This is a genomic window from Streptomyces sp. V4I8 (assembly GCF_041261225.1).
Classification (GTDB): Bacteria; Actinomycetota; Actinomycetes; order Streptomycetales; family Streptomycetaceae; genus Streptomyces.
This window is the reverse complement of the sequence record NZ_JBGCCN010000001.1, coordinates 9,656,158-9,671,934: the sequence shown is the minus strand read 5'-3', so window position 1 is coordinate 9,671,934 and position 15,777 is coordinate 9,656,158. Positions and strand designations below refer to the sequence as shown.

Below are 15,777 nucleotides of genomic sequence, written 5' to 3'. Positions count from 1 at the left end.
GACCCGATGACCGCACCGGGCCCGAAGAGAGTCACCCGGATCCGAGGAGCAGAGATGATGCCGACGTCCCAGCCCGAAGCGTCCGGGCCGTCCGAGGAGCGCGTCACCCCGGACGACCTGCTCCACGCCCGCACCGGCACCGATGTGTCGCCCGAGGACATAGTGCTTGCCTCAGGCAAGGACCTCACCCCGCGCAATCTGGAATGGGCCAAGCGCAAGCTGGAGGCCGAGGGTCCCTCCGCCCTCGACAAGCTGCTGCCCTAGCCTCAGCCCTCAGCCTCACCGTCAAGGATCCGCACGGGTCGCCCCCGGGTGCGTGTCGGCACCCGGGGCGTCCGCCTGCGCGTCCAGACACAGCACCGGCACCCGCTGTACGAGGTTGTTGGCGAAGCCCCCGCGGTTCCAGGACGGCTCCAGAGGCTGTGTGTGCCCCTCGGCGTCGGTGGCCCGCGCGCTCAGGACGTGCTCACCGGGGAGCGCCGTCCAGCCGTGCCGCCAGCGGCGCCACGCCCAGCGGTGCCCGTCGTCCGGCGCCAGCTCGGCCTCCTGCCAGCCGCGCCCCGCGTCCGTGCTGACCTCGACGCGCGTCACCGGCGCATGCCCGGACCAGGCCCGCCCCTCCACGATCACCGATCCCGGCCGGATTACACGGGCCCGGGACATGAAGTCGGGGAAGCCCGGCGGGACGAACAGGGCGCGGGGGGCGATGCGGGTGACCGGCTCCCCCTCGTCCTCGGGGTGCCGGCGCAGCCGGTAGGCGACGGCCTGCTGGAATCCGCGGAACGGCTCGTCGGCGACGGTGATCCCGCGCAGCCACTTCACGTGTGCCATGCCGTACCAGCCGGGCACGATCAGCCGTAGCGGGCGGCCGTGCTGCGGGGGCAACGGGGCGCCGTTCATCGCGTACGCCACCAGCACCTCGGGTTCGCCGCCCATGGCCACGTCCACGGGGAGCGCACGCTGGTAGTCCTGCTCGACGCCCCGCTCGACCCCGTGGTCGGCGCCGGTGAAGACCACGTCGACCGCGTCCGCCGCGACTCCGGCCTCGGCGAGCAGCAGGCGCAGCGGTACGCCCGTCCACTCGGCGGTGCCGACCGCCTCGACGAGCCAGGGCTGGCTGACCGGCCGGGGTGTCAGCAGGGCCCTGCCGTTGCCCGCGCACTCCAGCGTGACCCGGGTGGTGACCTGCGGGAACGCCCGGAGGTCGGCCAGGTTCAGGCACAGCGGGCGGCGGACGCGGCCGCCGAGCGTCAGATGCCAGGGGGTGTCGTCGGGGACGTACGGCATGTCGTAGTGGGTCAGGACGTAGTGCAGGCCGGGCGGGGTGAGGTCGTAGCGCAGGGCTTCGAGCGGCAGGCCGTGGTTGCGGGTCGCGAGCGCCAGTTCGTCCCGGCCGATGCCCTCCTCGGGGGCGGCCAGCCGGGCCGGTGCGCTCGCGTCGACGAGTCGATGCCCCATACGGGCATTATCGACCCATACGCTCAGGACCGCGCCGGGCCGTCGTGACGTCCCCGACGGACGGCACAACTTCCGCTCCCTCCCCGGCACTTCACCCGGGCGATGGTTTCCGCCTCACCCTTTCGAAGGGGGCGCACGGCTGTCAGACTCCGGAAGGTGCCCGACTTCGACATGCTCGTCATCGGATCCGGTCCGGGTGGCCAGAAGGCCGCCATCGCCGCGGCCAAGCTCGGCCGCCGGGTCGCCGTCGTCGACCGCCCCGACATGGTCGGCGGCGTCTCCATCCACACCGGGACCATCCCCTCCAAGACCCTGCGCGAGGCGGTGCTGTATCTGACCGGCCTCACCCAGCGCGATCTGTACGGCCAGAGCTACCGGCTCAAGGAGGACATCACCGTCGCCGACCTGACCGCCCGCACCCAGCATGTGGTCGGCCGTGAGGTGGATGTCATCCGCAGCCAGCTGTCCCGCAACCACGTCGCCCTGTACGCCGGGACCGGACGCTTCGTCGACCCGCACACGGTCGCGTTGCGCGAGGTCACCGGCCATGAACGGCTGCTCACCGCCGAGCACGTCGTCATCGCCACCGGCACCCGGCCCGCGCGGCCCGGCAGTGTGGAGTTCGACGGGCAGACGATCATGGACTCGGACAACGTGCTGGCGCTGGAGCGGGTACCGCGCTCCATGGTCATCGTCGGTGCCGGTGTCATCGGCATGGAGTACGCCTCGATGTTCGCCGCGCTCGGCAGCAAGGTCACCGTGGTGGAGAAGCGTGCCGGGATGCTCGACATGTGCGACGTCGAGGTGATCGAGTCGCTCAAGTACCACCTGCGGGACCTCGCCGTGACGTTCCGCTTCGGGGAGACGGTCGCCGCGGTCGAGCGGCACCCCCGTGGCACGCTGACCATCCTGGAGAGCGGCAAGAAGATCCCCGCCGAGGCGGTGATGTACTCGGCCGGCCGGCAGGGGCTCACCGACGGACTGGACCTGGACAAGGCCGGGCTGGCCGCGGACGCGCGCGGCCGGATCACGGTCGACGAGCACTACCGCACGGAGGTGCCGCACATCTACGCCGTCGGCGACGTCATCGGCTTCCCGGCGCTGGCCGCGACCTCCATGGAGCAGGGGCGGGCGGCGGCGTACCACGCCTTCGGGGAGCCCGTCGGCCGGATGCACCACCTCCAGCCGATCGGCATCTACACCATCCCCGAGATCAGTTTCGTGGGCCGGACCGAGGACCAGCTCACCGAGGACCGGGTGCCGTTCGAGGTCGGCATCTCCCGCTACCGCGAGCTGGCCCGTGGCCAGATCATCGGTGACTCGCACGGCATGCTGAAGCTGCTGGTCTCCCCCGGGGACCGCACACTGCTCGGGGTGCACTGCTTCGGCACGGGGGCGACGGAGCTCATCCATATCGGGCAGTCGGTGATGGGGTGCGGCGGCACCGTCGACTACCTGGTCGACGCGGTGTTCAACTACCCGACGCTGGCGGAGTCGTACAAGGTCGCCGCCCTGGACGCCACGAACAGGCTGCGGCAGATCGACCACATCGGGGACTGAGGCCCGAGGTGTCGCGTCTCGCGCATCAGGTCGTCTCCTGGTCCGCGTCCGGGAGACGGGAGTCGTCCTCGATCACGTGCATCGCGGCCTCCTCCGCGCCGGCCGCTCCGCCGTCGATGCCCTGGTCGAAGGCGATCTCCTCCTTCGTGGTGTCGCGGCCGGTGCCCTCGTCCGGGGCGACCAGGCGGCCCGCGCGGTCCGTGCCCGCCTCGGGGTCGACGGGTTCGCCCTCGCCGCCCGGCAGGTCACCCACGTCGTCGCCGACGGGCTCGGTCACGTCGGGGACCTCCTGGGTGAGCCGTTCGTCGAGGGTCTCGCCGTCGTGCTGTTCGGCGGCCGTGGTGCCGTGCTTGGTCACGCCGAGCGGCTTCTCCGGCGGGGAGTAGCCCTCGTCGAGGGTGTCGTCGTAGGTCCGTTCGTCCACGGCGTCCTGCAGGTCCAGCGGCGCGGCGTCCTGCTGTTCCTCGTTGCCTCCGGTGGGCTGGTACGCGTCGTCGGCCATCGGCTCTGCGGGCGTGTGTCCGGTACCCATAACTGCCTCCCTCGCTCGCGCGGTCGGCCGGTCTCACTCGTGCATGTCCTGAACCGCGTTTCCCGTTGAGCGTTGTCCAACCCCGGAAGATCTCATGGCTCTTGAAGCATCAAGAATATGGCTATCATCACTCGCACACACGGCGTAACTGCACGGCAACGCAACGGCGTACAGTGTCCGCCACCCCTGCCCCGAGGTCATCCCTCTCCGGTTCGTGGCGTTGTTCCACCCCCCCACCCCCCTTACGCCGTAGGGGCCCGTCCGCCCTCACGTCGTGCAAGACGGAAAGCAGCGCATCCATGAGCAACAACAGGGGCAGAGGGCTGCAGGCCAATGTCCTCGGTACGTTCGACACGGTGGTGATGGCGGTCGCGGGCAGCGCCCCCGCTTACTCGATCGCCGCGACCACGGCGGTGCTCGTCTCGGCGGTGGGCCTGGCCAGCCCGGCCGCGCTGCTGTACTGCGCGATACCGATGCTGGGCATCGCACTGGCCTTCAGCTATCTCAGCCGGATCGACGTGAACGCGGGCGCCAGTTACTCCTGGGTGGGGCGTACGCTGCATCCCTTCCTGGGGTTCATCAGCGGCTGGGCGCTGGTGATCTCGGCGACCATCTTCATGGTGGCGGGTTCGCTGCCGGCCGGATCGATGACGCTCGCTCTCTTCGACGGGGAACTCGCCGACAACACCGCGCTGTCCACGCTGGTCGGAGCCGGCTGGTTCCTGCTCATGCTGTTCGTGGTCCTGGGCGGCGCGCGGCTCACCGTCCGGGCGCAGCTGGTGATGTCCGGTGTCGAGCTGGCGATACTGGCCCTGTTCGGCGTACTCGCCCTGCTCCACTCGGACAACGCCCGGGCGTTCGACTGGTCCTGGCTGGGCTTCGGGCACTTCGACGGGGCCACGGGATTCGCGTCGGGGGCGCTGATCGCCGCGTTCTACTACTGGGGCTGGGACGTCACCAGCAACCTCAGCGAGGAGACCCGCAACAGTCGCCGTACGACCGGGCTCGCGGGGCTGATCGGGGTGGGCATCGTCTTCCTGCTGTTCGAGGTGTTCACCATCGCGGTGAACGTCATCCTCTCCTCGAAGCAGATCCAGGACAACGACGCCAACGTGCTCGCCGTGCTCGGCGAGGAGGTGTGGCCGGGCTGGGGCGGCACGTTGCTGATCGTGGCGGTGATGCTGTCCACCATCGCCACCCTGGAGACCACGCTCATCCAGGTCACGCGCTCGCTGTTCGCGATGGGCCGGGACCGTACGATGCCGTCCGCGCTGGGCCGGGTGCACCGCGAGTGGAACACGCCGTGGGTGGCGATCGTGGTGGTGGGTGTGGTGGCGCTGGCGATGTTCATCGCCTCCAACTTCCTGGGCACGGTGGGCGAGATCCTCTCCGACGCCATCTCCGCGATGGGGCTGCAGATCGCCCTCTACTACGGGCTGACGGGGCTCGCGGTGGTCGTCGCCTACCGCAGGATGCTGCTGAAGTCGGTGGGCAACTTCGTCTTCGGCGGTCTGTGGCCGCTGTTCGGAGCGCTGTTCATGTTCTGGATCTTCGTCGAGTCGCTGGGCAGGCTGAGCGGTTCCGCGATCGCGATCGGCATCGGCGGGCTCGCGGCCGGGCTGGTCCCGATGTTCTGGTACTGGCGGCAGGGCAGCGACTACTACCGGCCGGCCAAGCTGGACGCCGCGCGCACCGTCGAGGCGGACTACGTTCCCGCCGGTGGTGGTGGCGGCGGCAACTCCCTTGCCCACGAGGGTCTTCCCACCGACTTCTGAGGGAGCCCTCGATGGCGAAAGACCGCTTCGCTCCCGACTTCGACCCCGACTGCGGGGACGCCGCGCTCACCTGCGGCCGCCAGGACATCGTCATCGGCCGCTGGCAGGGGCTGCGGGAGCTGCTGCGGGTCACCGGTCCCGACTGGCTGGTCCGCGGCCATCGGACCCGGCTGCTCGCCCAGGCCTGTGCGGGCAGTTCGACCGTGGAGTCCTGGCTGGCCGCCGAGCCGCACAGCGCCGACGCGCTGGTGCTGCGGGCGGCGACGGAGACGGCCCGGGCGTTCAATCTGGCGATCGCCGCGGGCCGGGGGGTGCCGATCGACCGGCAGCGCATCGACAGCGCGGTGCTGTCGTGTCTCAGGGCCGCCGACGCCTGTCCGGACGATCCGACACCGTGGATCTCGCTGATCTCCGTCGCCCGGCTGTATCCCTCGGGCGTACGACGGCAGGAACTGGCGCGCTGGTGGGACGAGTTGCACCAGCGTGACCCGTACAGCGTGGAGGGCCATCTCCAGGTACTGCACTACTACTCCTCGCGCTGGCACGGCACCCACGGCCTGATGTACGACTTCGCCCGCGACGCGGCCGGCGTGGCACCGCCCGGCTGCCCGCTGCCGGTGCTCGTGCAGTACGCCCGCGTCGAGGAGTACCGCTATGCCCTGGACGCGGCCCGGGGACAGCACGCCTCCATGGGGCTGGGACAGCACTGGAGCAACGACGGCGCCGTCAGCGACGTACGCCGCACCTGGGAGCGCTGGATCACGGGCCGCACCGGCGACGGCGTCGCCCCCGGCGAGCTGCGCGACGTGAACTACCTGGCCCACGCGGCCTGTCACGCGGGGGCCCACGACATCGCCGCGGCCCTGTTCCGGATGCTGGACCGCCGGGCCACACGGGCCCCGTGGGCGTACACCGGCGATCCGGAAAAGCAGTTCGTCAAGTGGCGCAAGGAGGTGGGGGTGCGCGGGTGACCGGGACTGCTCGCGCGCACGCGGTACGACCGACAGCTCGTCGGGGCAGGGTGTTCGGCCCGTCCGGTGTGCTGCGGCGAGGAGTCGCTCCGACGTCATGCCGGTCCGTCCTGGCCCGGCGTCGGGGCGATGCGGACCTCCAGGCCGTCGAGGCGGTGGAGTTCCCAGTCCCGGGCGTAGCGGGGCGGTTTGCGGCCGGGGTCGGTGAGGGCGCCGACCGGGGTGTTGCGGGCGGTGCGCAGGATGTCGGCCGTGGTGGTGTTGGCGTTGTGGCCGCGGGTCGCGCCGGAGTCGCAGCCGGTGTAGTAGGCGACGGGGATGGCCTCGTGCCCGGTGAGCAGGCAGGGCGGGCGCACGCCGAGGCGGTGGAGTGCGGCGGCGGAGCGGGCCCAGGCCTCGCGGTTGGCGGTGGTGCGGTCCACGGTGCGGTCCAGGACGACGTACTGCACGGCCAGATGCCCGGCCAGCGCGAGCGCGATCACGGCGGCGGGCACCGGGCGCCACCGGCCGTTCGGTCTGGTGGCCAGGTGGAGCAGCGCGTCCGCGACCGGGAGGGCGAGGAGCGCGTAGGCCGGCAGGAGGAAGCGGGGCGCCGCGTATCCGATCATGAAGAGATACGGGAAGGCGGCCGTGGCGGCGCAGGCCAGGGGGACCAGGGTGCGGGTGGCGCGTCCGGCCAGGACCGCGACCGCCAGTCCATACAGGGCGAGCAGGGGGAGGACGAACCACCAGGCGTAGACGACCGGGGTGGGCATCTCACCGTTGCAGGGCCGGCACAGCGTGTTGCCGACCAGGCTGCGCAACTGGTCGTCGAGGGCGAGGTTCCAGCCCAGGTCGCCCTGGATACGGGAGGCCTGGTTGAGCCGCTCGCGCAGGCCGCCGTAGCTGACGAACGCCTCGATCACCCACTGCGCTCCCCCGGCCAGCAGGCCCGCCGCGAGGACGCCGCCGAGCCGCCAGTGCCGTACCGCCACCGCGAGCACGAGCAAGGGCAGCGCGACCCAGACGGCGTCGGTGGGCCGCATCCAGGCCATCAGTGCGGCGCCCGCCAGGACGCCCCACAGGGCTCGTCGGTCGACGCGGTCCGCGCGGGCCCGCAGGAAGCAGGCGACGCAGATCAGGGCGCCGAACGCGACCCAGAGGTTGGGCATGGCCTGCGGGCCGTAGAAGAGGGTCACCCACAGGGTGGCGAAGAGGGCTGCCGCGCCGGCCACGATGCGGGCCGGGAACAGTCCGCGCCAGGCGCGCAGTGCCAGATACAGGCCGAGTCCGGACAGGACGGCCAGGTAGACGCGCAGCAGGGGGGTGGACGACGACCAGGACGCGATGGGCCACACCAGCAGCGGGACGCCACGCGCGCGTGGTGCGCTGAAGAAGGCGGCCGGGGCGTCGCTGCCGACCTGGCTGACGTACACCACCTCGTCCCAGCCGAGGCCGATCGAGGGCCGCACGAGGAGGAGTTGGGCGAGGGTGAAGGCGCCGGCCACGGCCGCGAGCAGACCGTGACCCCGCGTCTGCCACGACCGGCCGGACATGAACGCCTCGTCGCGCCGCCCCATGCTCACGACCATGGGCTTCGTGCCGTGCGCCATCGTCCGCCCCTCCCCCTACGCGTCGTAGGGTCTCTGAGCCCCGCGGCCAGGCGAGTTGGACAGCGGGGAGCCGAAGAAACACCGAAAACACCGACAAACTAACCCGCACGGGACAGGCGTGCGGTGCGATGTTCGGCCAGGTGCCTGACCGGCCGGGTGACACACTCTGCTGTGTGGCCCCGACCTTCGACGATCTCCTCGCCCGCGCCCGGTCCCTCCCCCGCGACGGTCACCGCGCCGTCCTCGGCATCGCCGGCAGCCCCGGGTCCGGCAAGACGACACTCGCCGAGTACCTGGTGCGGGAGCTGAACGGGTCCGGGGACCCCTGGGTCGCGCATGTGCCCATGGACGGCTTCCATCTCGCCGACGTCGAGCTGGACCGGCTCGGGCGCCGGGACCGCAAGGGGGCGCCGGACACCTTCGACGCGGCGGGTTACGCGGCGCTGCTGCGGCGCCTGCGCGAGGACGCCGACGGCGACATCGTGTACGCGCCCGGCTTCGAGCGGGTTCTGGAGCAGCCGATCGCGGGCGCCGTTCCGGTGGAGCCGGCGGCCCGGCTGGTGGTGACCGAGGGGAACTATCTGCTGCTGGACACGGGGGCGTGGGCCCGGGTCCGGCCACAGCTGGACGAGGTGTGGTTCTGCGAGGCCGACGAGCCGGAGCGGATCCGGCGGCTGATCGCCCGGCACGAGGAGTTCGGCAAGCCGCACGACCAGGCGGTGGCCTGGGTGCTGGGCTCTGACCAGCGCAACGCGGAACTCGTCGCCGCGACCCGGGACCGGGCCGACCTGGTGGTGCCGGGCACGGTACTGTCCGGCATCTGTGGGCGAGGCCGAGCAGCGGAGGTGGGGGCTGCTCGGCCTGCCGTGGTGGGGTCGTGCGCCCCTAGGACGCCTGAAGCGTGAGCTCGGGCTCTCCGTGAGCGTCGCCCGCCACCTCGCCGAGCACGGCGGTGAAGTGATCGGTGCGGACCTTCAGGCTTGATCCGTCGCGTTCGCAGGAGAGTGCGCCGAACGGGCCCGACGGTCCGTAACGTACGGCGAAGACGTGCAGGTCATCCGGGCCGCCGGGGGCCGGTTCGGCCTCCAGGGCGGTCGAGCTGACCAGGTGCCGCCAGCCCTCGTCGGGGTTGCCGTAGCCGCGCGGGTCGGCCGCCAGGGCGAAGGCCGCCTCCTCCTGGGTCCGGTCCGCGCGGGCGTCGAAGTGGTCCACGCCGTCCGACTCGGGGTGTGTCAAACGGAGTGCGCCGGCCGACGCGGCGTCACCGACCGCCGTCCTGCGCACGCGGTCGCCGTCGTCGGTGGCGTACGGCAGTCCGGCGAGCAGATACGGCGTCCCGGGGAGCTGTTCCACCGCGACGGTCACCCACAGGCTCGTGCCGTCGGTGACGTACAGGGACCGCACATGGCGCAGAACGTGGTCGCGGCCGACGACCGGCTTGGTGACCAGCTTGGCCGTGAGGCCGTCCGCGCGGACGTCCCGGACCCGGACCTCGCCCATCGGGCGGCAGAACAGGAAACCCTCCGTCACCGGGCCGAAGCCGTGCTGCCGGTTCACCGCCGCCGGGAGGTAGTACGTGCCCGCCGCCTCGACCAGCGACGGGGTCATACGGTCGTCGAAGGCCACCGAGACCGTGCCCGCCCGCAGTTGGTGGCGGGCCGGGAGCGGCGACGGGCCGCGGTGCCAGCGGGTGGTGTCCTGGATCTGCCAGACCAGCATCCAGGCGAAGTGACCGTCGACTCCGCCGTCCGCCTTGACCGCGTGCCGGCCCCACCGGGAGTCACCCCGGTAGCGGCCGAGGTCGGAGCAGACGCGCCGGCTGAAGTAGCGCAGGCCGAGGACCGACTCGAAGCCGCTGTGCTGCTCGCTGTAGCGCGGGCCGCCGTTGTCGAAGCCGCCACTGGTCAGACGGGCGTCGATGTAGCGGGCGAGCGCGTCGCCGTCCTCGGCGAAGATCCTCTCGCCGCTGACCCGGTGGGCCTGGGCGAGGAAGGACAGGGAGATCGGGCCGTAGTTGTTGTCGTACGCACCGCCGTGCTCGGGAGGCAGCAGCGCGCCCCGGTCCGCGACCCGGTGGGCGCGGATCTTGTCGGCGTACAGGGCGATCGCCCGCGAACGCACCTGCTCGCCCTGGCCCGGCGGGAGGTGGCGGGCCAGCATCAGCCCGCCGACGACGCAGCCGATGGCCTGGTTGCCGGCCTCCTGCGGATTGAAGAACGTCGCCTCGGTCAGCCAGCGCCAGTAGCCGTGCGCCACCTCCAGGAGTTCGGCGCGCTGCTCGCCCTCGACGAGCCCCTCCGCCAGGTCCAGCACATTGACGGCCTGGAGGAGCGCCCACACCGTGCTCGGCCAGTCGCCGATGGGATGGGCGCCGGAGGCCAGGGTGTAGCGGGCGTACGGCAGGGCGGAGTGGCGGGCCCTCAGGTTCGGGTAGCCGGGGTTGTCCTCGGTGTACACCCGCTCGCGCAGATGGAAGGCGAGGCTGCGGCGCACCGCCTCCGGCAGACGCGGGTCCTTCCCGCGCTGCCAGGCCAGGGCGAGGAGCGAGGTGATGCCGAGGGAGGTGTCGCCGATGTCGTCGACGCAGTCCGGGTGCTCCAGGTTGCCCTCCGGCGTGAGCCGGGCCAGGGCCTCCTCCACGACACCGGCGAGAACCGCGTCGTACGCCTCGGGGCTGTCCGGCAGGTCGTGCAGCGGGCCGAGCTGACGTGGGAGATGCACGGGAGGGGACGTGAGGTGCACGGGGATCAGCCCTTCATGCCTGAGATGGCCATGGCGTGGTTCGTCGGGGGTCACACGACAGATTCGGACCGGCGGGCGCGCAGTGCGACGGTCAGGGTGTGCGGGCCGAGTCCACCGACGTAGACGTGGTTCCCGGTCGTCGCGTCGGTGCCGCCCACCACGGTGTAGTCCTGCCCCGGGTCGTATCGCAGTACCTCGCTCCGGTCCGGCCCGGCGAGCGGACCGCCTGCCTCGACGTCGGCCTCGACCCGGATCTCGTCGTCACCGACCCGGTAGGTCATCGGCCCGGTCGTCAGGCACCAGCGTCCCTCGCCGATCGGTAGGGCGCCCTCTGTGACGCCGCCCGGCCGGAAGGTCAGTTCGAGGGCCCAGGGCACCCGTGGTCCGCTGATGTCGATCCGCAGGTCGGCACCGTCCTCCCGCAGGTCCACCTCGACGCGGGTCGTGTGGGAGACCTCGTCCCGAGGCCGGTCCGGGAAGGCCATGGCGGCCGAGAAGCGTCCCTCGTCCACCAGCCGGTAGACGCCGTCGTCCCGCCTCCGGTCCGTCGGGAGCGGCTGGTAGTAGGCGGCCGTGAGGGTTTCGGTGAGCCGGTACCGGTTGTCGGCGAGCTGTTCCATGCCGGCGGCGCGGAACGGGCCCAGGTCGAAGAACCCCCGCGAGAGGCGGACGGCGTCGAGGACGGCGTCGCCGGCGAACAGGCGCAGGAAGGTGGGGTTGCAGGCGAGGCCCGAGCGGATGCGCCGGTGCTCGGGCACGTCGGAGCCGCCGTAGACCACCGTGTGCGTGGTGGCCGAGGCGCGGGCGGCGAGGCGTGCGGTGGTGAGGTACCGGTCGCGCGGAAGTGTCTCCTCGGCCGGGGCCGGCAGGGCGCGGCACAGGTCCGGAGTGAGGAAGGTCTGGGCGAGCAGGTCGGGGTCGTCGATGCCGCCTGCGGCCGCCAGCAGCGCCGCCCGGCTGAAGTCGCCCCGGCCGGTACGGATCGCCAGCAGCCGGTAGTGCGGCAGGTAGGGCGCCAGCGGGAACGGGTGCTTCTGGTCCTGGCGTCGCGAGTGGAGGGTCTCCACCGTGCCGTCCGGCCTGATGAGGTCCAGGGTGGTGGCCAGATTGCGTTCGACGGCGTCCAGCAGGTCGGCGCGGCCGAGCACGTCGGCCAGGAGCAGCAGCGAAGGGTTGGTCACATGGGACGCGTAGACGGCGCTGCGTTCCGAGTACAGGCCCTCCGCGTCGATGTCGATGCCCTCGGCGAGCCACTCCTCGACGCGGTCGAGCAGCCGGTCGTCGGGGAACGACCGGTGCAGCCGGGCCAGCGCCGCGCACAGCTCCCAGCGGTGGTTCGGGGTGTGCACCCCACCGGTCAGGAGACCGCCGGAGGCGGCGCCGGCGATCTCGGCGAGCGCGGCCGTGATGTCGTGCAGTTGTGGCCCCGCGCCGGCGGCGAGGACGTGCGCGTCGCACACGTCGTTGACGGTGAACGCGGAGTCCGGCGGTGACTGCACGTTGTCGCCGCCGGCGAAGAGGCCGGTGCCGGTCTGCGCGGCCCGCAGGGCGCGGAGGTGGGTCATCGCGGTGTCGACGGCCTGCTTGCTGCCGTGCAGCGCCGAGTCCGGGGAACGGTACGCCGCGACCAGGGTCTTCACCCGCCGGGCCAGAGCGCGGTGGGTCACACCGGCGGGTTCCTCGTCCGGGCCGGCCGCCAGGGGGGCGGCCGAACGGTCGGCGGAGCGTGCCACCGCGCGGACGAACTCGTGGTCGAGCGGGGTGGGCAAGGTCAGTCCTTCAGTCCGGCATTGATGTCGGCGTTCATGACGTAACGCTGGAACACCAGGAAGACGACGATCAGCGGGATCATGGAGATGACCGATCCGCCGAGCACCACCGACCAGTTGATGTTCTGCGCCCCGACGAGGCTCTGGATGCCGATCTGCACGGTGAACTTCTCGGGGTCGTTGAGCATCAGCAGCGGCCAGATGTAGTCGTTCCAGCGCCACTGGAACGACAGGATGGCGAGCGTCAGCATGATGGGCCGGGAGATCGGCACCATGATCCTCAGGAAGATCGACAGCTCACGCGCGCCGTCGATGCGGGCGGCCTCGATGAGCTCGTCGGGGACCGTCAGGAAGAACTGGCGGAACATGAAGCACCCGGTCGCGGTGAGCACGGCCGGGAGGATGATGCCGGCGAGCGAGTTGTAGAGGCCGAGGTCGCGGACCACCAGGAACTGCGGGGCGAGCATGACCTCGGACGGCAGCATCGTGGTGGCCAGAATGCCGACGAAGAAGACCTTGAGCCACTTGTTGTCGTACTTCGCCAGCGCGTACCCCGTACAGCAGCTGACTCCCACCGTGAGGATCGTCGCGATCACACACACGATGGTCGTGTTGATGAAGTACTGGGAGAAGTTGGCGCTTTCCCACGCCGCCTGGTAACCCGACACGGTGGGGTTGTGCGGGAACAGCGTCAGCGGAAGGGAGAACAGGTCTCCCGCCGGTTTGAAGGAGCTGAGGACGAACCACAGCACCGGAATCCCGTAGAGGGCCGCCAGGACCCACAGCAGTGTCGTCGCGGGCACCGCGCGCCGAAGCCCACCGCTACGGCCGCTGCTGGGCCGCTTCTTGGAGGCGGCCCGTGCAGAACCGGCGTCGACCTTGCGCGGCATGTCTGTGGTTGTCATCGGTTCTCCACCCGCCGGTTGACCATCAGCTGGATGACCGCGACGGCCATCAGGATGAGCATGAGCACGAACGACGCGGCGCTCGCGTAGCCGATCTGGCCCGATTTGAAGCCGGTTTGGTAGATGTACTGGACGAGCAGGTTGTTCGACGTTCCGGGTCCGCCGTTGTTGAGGGAGGCGAACAGCGGATATTCCTTCATCCCGTGGATCGTGTTGAGCAGGATGACGATGAAGGAGGTGGGCGCGATGCTCGGCAGTGTGATGCTGATGAACTGGCGCCACGGACCGGCGCCGTCGAGCGCGGCCGCCTCGTAGTACGACGTCGGTACGTTCTTGATCGCCGCGATGAACAGCAGCATGGAGAAGCCCGTCCAGGCCCAGGATGCCGCCACCACGACCACCAGCAGCGACAGGTCCGCGTTCGACTGCCACGGAACGGCGCTTCCGCCGACCTTCTCGATGAGGTAGTTGACCAGTCCGAAGTTCTCACCGAACAGCCACCGCCACAGGACACCCACGACGATGGGCGACAGCAGCCACGGGATGAAGAAGAAGACGCGGGCGACCGACACGCCCTTGGCGTGCTTGCTCACCAGCACGTTGGCGATGAGCAGCGACAACACGAAATTCAGCGGAACGAAGAGCACGGTGTACAGCAGCGTCCGGGACAGCGCGTCGTAGAACGTGGAGTCCCCGGCCAGGTTCTGGTAGTTGTCCAGTCCGACGAACTGGAACGCCCCCACACCCGTGTAGTTCGTGAAGGAGTAGACGAGCCCGATCACCGCCGGCCAGAGGAAGAACAGCGCGAAGAGCACGACATTGGCCGCGATGAGGACGAGCGGCGCAAGGGTGTACTTACTGCGTCTCCTGGGCGGGCTCGCGGACACGGCGGACACGTCCGAGGCGCGTTTGGTCATCTTCCTGACTCCGTGCTGGTGGATTGGGTTCCGGTGGGCTCAGGCCGTGAGCCCGGCATCACGTGGGGCCCGAGGCCGGGCGGCGGTGTCTCGACCCCCGCCGCCCGGGCCTGTCGGCCTGCGCTCAGCCGCCGACCTGCTGGTTGTAGCCGGCCACGATGTTCTCCAGGGCCTTGGCGGCCGACTGCTGGCCGTTGATCGCCTTGCCGAGCTCCGTCTTGGTCGGGTCCTCGGTGAGGCTCTTGCCCTTCAGCACCCAGTTCGTCTGCGCGCTGTTGAAGTAGCCGGAGATCGGGTCGTAGAGCGGGATCGACTCGTTGTACAGCTTGAACGCCGCCTGCGCCGCCTCGGACTTGAAGGGGTACTTGGGGTTCAGACCGCTTTCGACCGGCAGGAACCCGGACGCCTCGCACAGCGCCTGGTAGTGGTCCGGCTCGTACAGCCAGGACAGGAACTTGTTCGCGGCGGTGGCCGCGTCGGCGTTGTTGTTGAAGCCGACCGTCATGCCGCCGCTGTTGACGTCGCTGGCCTGCACCGGCTGGGCGGGAGTCGGGACGCTCGCCCACTCGAACTTCTTGATGCTCTCCGCGAAGGCGGGAACCTGCCACACGCCGGACCAGTAGGCGACGACGTCACCGCTCTGGAACATGGCGGACGGGTCGGCGCCGCTGGTCCACACCGACTTCGGCATGGTCTTGTCGTCGTTCCATCCGACGAAGGTGTTCACGGCCTTCTTGGTCGCCGCGTCCACCGAGAACTTGCCGGAGTCGTCGGCGTGGACGTACTTCCCGCCCATCTCGTACACCATGGCGCGCAGCCGGGACGGCGACTGGTCGAAGGTCAGGGAGTACTTGGCGTCCGTCTTCTCCCGGACCTTGTTGGCCGCCTTGATGAACTCGGTCCAGGTCCAGGTCTTCTGGGGCGAGGTCGGGTAGGAGACGCCGGCCTTCTCGAAGAGCGACTTGTTGATGAACATGCCGGACGCGGTGACGTCCGAGGGGATGGACAGCACCTTCCCGGACGAGTCCTTGGCGACGAAGTTGCCGTTGATCTTGTTGGTCTTGTTGTTGGCGATGTCCTTGAGGTCGATCAGCTTGTTCGACCAGATCGGGTCCAGCTTCGGCACTGCCGCCACGTCGGGCAGGGAGTTCGCCTGCGCGGCGTTGCGCAGCTTCGCGTCGTAGCCGTCGTAGGGGATGTTGACGAGCTTGACCTTGACGCCGGTTTCCTTCTCGTACTGCGCCACCATCTTCTTCCAGCCCGCGTCCTGCCCCGGAACCGTGGAGATCCAGAACGTCAGCGACTTGGAGGTTCCGCCCGAGTCGGATCCCCCGCCGCAGGCGGAGAGCAGCAGGCCACCTGCCGTGGCAATGGCAGCGAGGGGGACCAGGCGGCCTATGCCGCCGCGGCCGAGTCGGCGGGAGCGCCGCACACCCACAGTGGTCATCTTCGATCCCTTTTCGTCGTAGGGGACGGAGCACGGCGCCGACCGAGGCGGCACTGGTGCATTTTGCAGGAAAATTCGCTTTCCGGGGGCGCGGCCTCGCCCGGCCGCA

13 protein-coding genes are annotated in these 15,777 nt (G+C 70.5%); 5 read left to right on the top strand and 8 right to left on the bottom strand.

The features are described 5' to 3' along the window. Positions 1-57 precede the first annotated feature (57 nt). Positions 58-264, top strand: coding sequence for a hypothetical protein (locus tag ABIE67_RS43945; protein ID WP_370269552.1), 207 nt, complete (start codon positions 58-60; stop codon positions 262-264). Between the two features lie 21 nt (positions 265-285). On the opposite strand, the gene ABIE67_RS43940 is transcribed toward ABIE67_RS43945, so the two are convergent. Beyond that, positions 286-1,458 carry a sulfite oxidase gene (locus ABIE67_RS43940; protein WP_370267180.1) on the bottom strand — a complete coding sequence of 391 codons (1,173 nt, stop codon included), beginning with the start codon at positions 1,456-1,458 and terminating at the stop codon, positions 286-288. Between the two features lie 156 nt (positions 1,459-1,614). On the opposite strand from ABIE67_RS43940, the gene sthA reads away from it, so the two are divergent. After that, complete coding sequence (sthA, locus tag ABIE67_RS43935) at positions 1,615-3,018, top strand: Si-specific NAD(P)(+) transhydrogenase (protein WP_370267179.1); 1,404 nt, start codon at positions 1,615-1,617, stop codon at positions 3,016-3,018. A 25-nt stretch (positions 3,019-3,043) separates the two neighbouring features. Here the strand turns inward: sthA and ABIE67_RS43930 are convergent, their stop codons facing one another. After that, on the bottom strand, positions 3,044-3,550 hold the full coding sequence (locus ABIE67_RS43930; protein WP_370267177.1) for a DUF5709 domain-containing protein: 507 nt from the start codon (positions 3,548-3,550) through the stop codon (positions 3,044-3,046). 299 nt (positions 3,551-3,849) lie between these two features. Here ABIE67_RS43930 and ABIE67_RS43925 point away from each other — a divergent pair, with 299 nt between their 5' ends. Beyond that, complete coding sequence (locus ABIE67_RS43925; RefSeq protein ID WP_370267176.1) at positions 3,850-5,325, top strand: APC family permease; 1,476 nt, start codon at positions 3,850-3,852, stop codon at positions 5,323-5,325. 11 nt (positions 5,326-5,336) lie between these two features. Next, on the top strand, positions 5,337-6,296 hold the full coding sequence (locus tag ABIE67_RS43920; protein ID WP_370267175.1) for a hypothetical protein: 960 nt from the start codon (positions 5,337-5,339) through the stop codon (positions 6,294-6,296). Positions 6,297-6,391: 95 nt separating this feature from the next. Here ABIE67_RS43920 and ABIE67_RS43915 read toward each other — a convergent pair whose 3' ends face one another. After that, positions 6,392-7,888 carry a hypothetical protein gene (locus ABIE67_RS43915; protein ID WP_370267174.1) on the bottom strand — a complete coding sequence of 499 codons (1,497 nt, stop codon included), beginning with the start codon at positions 7,886-7,888 and terminating at the stop codon, positions 6,392-6,394. A gap of 173 nt (positions 7,889-8,061) precedes the next feature. Between ABIE67_RS43915 and ABIE67_RS43910 the strand changes: the two genes are divergently transcribed. Continuing rightward, a complete protein-coding gene (locus ABIE67_RS43910; protein WP_370267173.1) occupies positions 8,062-8,793 on the top strand; it encodes a nucleoside/nucleotide kinase family protein in 732 nt (243 codons plus the stop codon). Here the strand turns inward: ABIE67_RS43910 and ABIE67_RS43905 are convergent. The 5 genes from ABIE67_RS43905 to ABIE67_RS43885 all read right to left on the bottom strand — a co-directional run bounded on the left by ABIE67_RS43905 (position 8,774) and on the right by ABIE67_RS43885 (position 15,668). Then, a complete protein-coding gene (locus ABIE67_RS43905; protein ID WP_370267172.1) occupies positions 8,774-10,609 on the bottom strand; it encodes a hypothetical protein in 1,836 nt (611 codons plus the stop codon). The genes ABIE67_RS43910 and ABIE67_RS43905 overlap by 20 nt on opposite strands. A 71-nt stretch (positions 10,610-10,680) precedes the next feature. Then, entirely contained in the window at positions 10,681-12,399 is a 1,719-nt protein-coding gene (locus tag ABIE67_RS43900) for a hypothetical protein (RefSeq protein WP_370267171.1), read from the bottom strand. 2 nt (positions 12,400-12,401) lie between these two features. Further along, the gene (locus ABIE67_RS43895) at positions 12,402-13,304 is read right to left on the bottom strand and encodes a carbohydrate ABC transporter permease (RefSeq protein WP_370267170.1); all 903 of its coding nucleotides are present in this window, start codon (positions 13,302-13,304) and stop codon (positions 12,402-12,404) included. Next, positions 13,301-14,221, bottom strand: coding sequence for a carbohydrate ABC transporter permease (locus ABIE67_RS43890; protein WP_370267169.1), 921 nt, complete (start codon positions 14,219-14,221; stop codon positions 13,301-13,303). Before ABIE67_RS43890 ends, ABIE67_RS43895 begins: the two co-directional genes overlap by 4 nt. A 124-nt stretch (positions 14,222-14,345) precedes the next feature. Then, positions 14,346-15,668 carry an extracellular solute-binding protein gene (locus ABIE67_RS43885; protein ID WP_370267168.1) on the bottom strand — a complete coding sequence of 441 codons (1,323 nt, stop codon included), beginning with the start codon at positions 15,666-15,668 and terminating at the stop codon, positions 14,346-14,348. Between the last annotated feature and the right edge of the window lie 109 nt (positions 15,669-15,777).

Bases quoted from the DNA above. Each gene is read 5' to 3' on its own strand.
- ABIE67_RS43945 (WP_370269552.1), top strand. From the start codon at position 58: ATGCCGACGTCCCAGCCCGAAGCGTCCGGGCCGTCCGAGGAGCGCGTC.
- ABIE67_RS43940 (WP_370267180.1), bottom strand. From the start codon at position 1,458: ATGGGGCATCGACTCGTCGACGCGAGCGCACCGGCCCGGCTGGCCGCC.
- ABIE67_RS43920 (WP_370267175.1), top strand. From the start codon at position 5,337: ATGGCGAAAGACCGCTTCGCTCCCGACTTCGACCCCGACTGCGGGGAC.
- ABIE67_RS43885 (WP_370267168.1), bottom strand. From the start codon at position 15,668: ATGACCACTGTGGGTGTGCGGCGCTCCCGCCGACTCGGCCGCGGCGGC.
- ABIE67_RS43925 (WP_370267176.1), top strand. From the start codon at position 3,850: ATGAGCAACAACAGGGGCAGAGGGCTGCAGGCCAATGTCCTCGGTACG.
- ABIE67_RS43890 (WP_370267169.1), bottom strand. From the start codon at position 14,221: ATGACCAAACGCGCCTCGGACGTGTCCGCCGTGTCCGCGAGCCCGCCC.
- ABIE67_RS43895 (WP_370267170.1), bottom strand. From the start codon at position 13,304: ATGACAACCACAGACATGCCGCGCAAGGTCGACGCCGGTTCTGCACGG.
- ABIE67_RS43930 (WP_370267177.1), bottom strand. From the start codon at position 3,550: ATGGGTACCGGACACACGCCCGCAGAGCCGATGGCCGACGACGCGTAC.
- ABIE67_RS43915 (WP_370267174.1), bottom strand. From the start codon at position 7,888: ATGGCGCACGGCACGAAGCCCATGGTCGTGAGCATGGGGCGGCGCGAC.